Consider the following 2,886-nt stretch of genomic DNA (forward strand, 5'->3'; position numbering starts at 1 on the left):
TCGTTCATGATAACTTAAACTAAAGGGCAGTTTAGTGGAAGAAGGATTTTCTAACTCTGTTGAAGAAGTTAGTTAAAGCTACAAAAGTTGATGAGGTGAGTTAGTTAATGTATGAAATTATGCATGACATGAAAACGATCGTGAAAAAGAAACCGTTTAAATATATTTCAAATGGAAATAAGGAGATTTTTTTTGGAAAATCTAGTTCACCTGTTAAACTAAGTAAAGAACAATATACCAAGTTACTTGATACTTTTAAGGGGCGAACAGTCACAATCGGGACTTCAAGAACAGATCCTCCCAAAGATAGTCTTGGGGAATGGCTAATGAATAATATTACAAAAACAGCTATAGCTTCTTATATTGTTCCAATACTCCTTATGGAAGGTCATGCCTCACTAGTTATGCCAATAGACAGTGGTAAAATTAAATTTAATGTAGTGAAATTTGGTGAGTGTTCAAATTGCGGGGGTACTATGAAGCCGTTAATTCCTTTTGCAGCTTCATTTTTGTGTGCAAGGTGTATTAGAAATTGGTAATCTCATTTACAACTTGGGAGTAAAAATAATCAAAATATAGATTACTACTGAAATTACATATTTGATAAACATTTGTTACTTAACTAAAGGGGTACATTTCTTAAAGAAGGAGAAGTGCCTTTTATGTTGAATTGTAATTTAAAATATAGGTACATTTAAGCTTATATTTGAAGTTATGGGGGAAAATGTATGAAACTTGTTACATGGAATGCTGCAATGCGATTTAGAGATAAAATCGAAGAGATACTTCCATTCTCAGCTGATATACTAGTAATCCCTGAGTGTGAAGCTCCTGAAAAATGGAGGAAAAGTAACAAAATACAATCAATCAATCAGTTCCTTTGGTTTGGAGACAATCCAAACAAAGGCATTGGAATTATCACATTAAACAATAACTATCAAATAGATATTCATCCATCATATAATAAGGATTTTCGTTATATAATTCCTTTAATAGTCTCAGGCGACCAAAATTTTAATTTGTTTGCAATTTGGGCACAAAATACAAATAAAAAATATTACAGTTATATTGGACAAATTTATTTAGCATTAAATCACTATAAATCTTTGCTTAATGACCCCTGTATTATCGCAGGTGATTGGAACAGTAATAAGATATTTGATTATATCAAAAGAATTGGGACACACTCAGAAGTTGTGGAGTTGCTTAAAAGCTTTGGTATAATGAGTGCCTACCATACCTATTTTAATGAAGAACATGGCGAAGAAACTAAACCAACACACTATTTTAGAAAGGACAAAGATAGGCCATTTCACATTGATTATGTGTTTGCATCTGAGACTCTCCTAAAACAATTAAGCTTTATTGAGGTAGGCTCCTTCGAGGAATGGATTAAGTTAAGTGACCACACTCCAATATATGTGGAAATTAAAAAGTAATTCGTTTCATATTTTTGGTGATTAATGGTAAGCTTTCTTATTAAGCAAACGGGTGCGTTCCATAAAGGTTTGGCTGCTTATTAAGGCAGCCTTTTCTTATTGAACTAAATGGCAGGTTAATGGAAGAAGAAAGATGATATAATTCAGTTATAATTCATATTTGTAGAGGTGATTTTATGGATGACAAATTGAATAATCAATTAGAAATTCTAAAAATTTATGTTTGTAGAGAAAACTTTATGGATATTGCTTATGATGTTACTGAAGAAATCGAAAGTTATGAAAATGCCTTTAATGCTGTTGAACCTATTCTTAAGCTGATAGAACAGAATCCTGATGTTGATTTTGGATCACCAGGTCCATTAGTGCATTTTGTTGAAAAGTTCTACGGAAATGGTTATGAAGAAAAGTTGGTTCAATCAATACAAAGGTTCCCGACTTCTCTTACAGTGTGGATGTTGAATCGAATAATAAATGGTAGTGAGGGAGAGCAAAAGAAATATTACTTAAATTTATTACAAGATGTTTTTAATTCACCTAATGTCACTAATCAGTTAAGCTCTATAACTAAAGAATTTTTATCTTTACACAGTTGATTTATCCAACTAAAGGGACGTTAATCTAAGAAGGATTAACGCTTTTTTTAAGAATTAACGCTTATTTTTGTGGTCATAGGTTCACTTGTTAAACGGGATCATGGTCTCAACCAGCCTGAAACATGTTTATACAAGTAGGGGGTGAACAGTTTAGCTGACGGGATCTAGTCCCACGGGGGCGATAGTTGTAGATCAAAGCTGTCATTGTGGCAGCTTTTCTTATTGTGCGAACGAAGCAGTTTAGTAAACTGTATATTGAAGCAGACATCGGCTGTTTTGTTAATAGATACACTTTTACCTGTTTCCGGCGCAGTACAAAACTAGTTTTTCCACCAAAAACATTTACCTAGTTCTAACAACCAATGCCTTTGCTCCCACATGTGTTTCCTCATTAAAGTCTAATAATAATTGCTTTGTATAAAAAATTGAGTAGAATATTTTATGACTTTTTTGCAATTTTATCTGTGTCTACTCTTTCTTTAATTTCCCAAAATCCCGGAATAGATTCAATATCATATCCCTTAATGTATGAAACCATTTTAAGTTTTAATTCTTGCGCTAAATCTTCTCTATCATTCAAATTTGTCATATAAATAGATTTTTTTAACTTTGGTTCAAACATATTAATGATAGTTTGTAATGCAGTATTATCGTGCTTTGCCTTTTTTACGAGTTCATATAAAATTTTCGCCATACCATTCAGTCCTATCTTTTTTCTTTTATCACTTCGGAAAGTTGTGAGATTATTTCTCCTAAATTATCAATTTTTTTTTCAAATCGTATTAAAAGATAAATCGATATACAAATAGGAAACCCGAAATTACCAAGTATGGTAATCCATTGAGGTAAAT

At 31.9% G+C, this 2,886-nt stretch carries 5 protein-coding genes; 3 read left to right on the plus strand and 2 right to left on the minus strand.

Annotated elements, in window-relative coordinates:
- The first annotated feature begins 107 nt into the window (after nucleotides 1-107).
- The 3 genes from V7150_RS25650 (at nucleotide 108) to V7150_RS25660 (ending at nucleotide 2,035) form a co-directional block, all read left to right on the plus strand.
- Entirely contained in the window at nucleotides 108-539 is a 432-nt protein-coding gene (locus V7150_RS25650; protein WP_335523931.1) for a hypothetical protein, read from the plus strand.
- A 189-nt stretch (nucleotides 540-728) separates the two neighbouring features.
- On the plus strand, nucleotides 729-1,439 hold the full coding sequence (locus V7150_RS25655; protein WP_335523934.1) for an endonuclease/exonuclease/phosphatase family protein: 711 nt from the start codon (nucleotides 729-731) through the stop codon (nucleotides 1,437-1,439).
- Nucleotides 1,440-1,615: 176 nt separating this feature from the next.
- On the plus strand, nucleotides 1,616-2,035 hold the full coding sequence (locus V7150_RS25660; RefSeq protein WP_335523936.1) for a hypothetical protein: 420 nt from the start codon (nucleotides 1,616-1,618) through the stop codon (nucleotides 2,033-2,035).
- A 439-nt stretch (nucleotides 2,036-2,474) separates the two neighbouring features.
- Here V7150_RS25660 and V7150_RS25665 read toward each other — a convergent pair whose 3' ends face one another.
- A complete protein-coding gene (locus tag V7150_RS25665; protein WP_335523941.1) occupies nucleotides 2,475-2,729 on the minus strand; it encodes a helix-turn-helix domain-containing protein in 255 nt (84 codons plus the stop codon).
- A gap of 11 nt (nucleotides 2,730-2,740) precedes the next feature.
- Nucleotides 2,741-2,872 carry a YvrJ family protein gene (locus V7150_RS25670; protein WP_335523946.1) on the minus strand — a complete coding sequence of 44 codons (132 nt, stop codon included), beginning with the start codon at nucleotides 2,870-2,872 and terminating at the stop codon, nucleotides 2,741-2,743.
- Nucleotides 2,873-2,886: the final 14 nt, after the last annotated feature.

The sequence above is a fragment of the Neobacillus drentensis genome (assembly GCF_036965245.1).
Taxonomy (GTDB): Bacteria; Bacillota; Bacilli; order Bacillales; family Cytobacillaceae; genus Neobacillus; species Neobacillus drentensis_G.

What these genes read in the sequence shown, in the direction of transcription:
- V7150_RS25650 (WP_335523931.1), top strand. Translation starts at nt 108, where the DNA reads ATGTATGAAATTATGCATGACATGAAAACGATCGTGAAAAAGAAACCG.
- V7150_RS25655 (WP_335523934.1), top strand. Translation starts at nt 729, where the DNA reads ATGAAACTTGTTACATGGAATGCTGCAATGCGATTTAGAGATAAAATC.
- V7150_RS25660 (WP_335523936.1), top strand. Translation starts at nt 1,616, where the DNA reads ATGGATGACAAATTGAATAATCAATTAGAAATTCTAAAAATTTATGTT.
- V7150_RS25665 (WP_335523941.1), bottom strand. Translation starts at nt 2,729, where the DNA reads ATGGCGAAAATTTTATATGAACTCGTAAAAAAGGCAAAGCACGATAAT.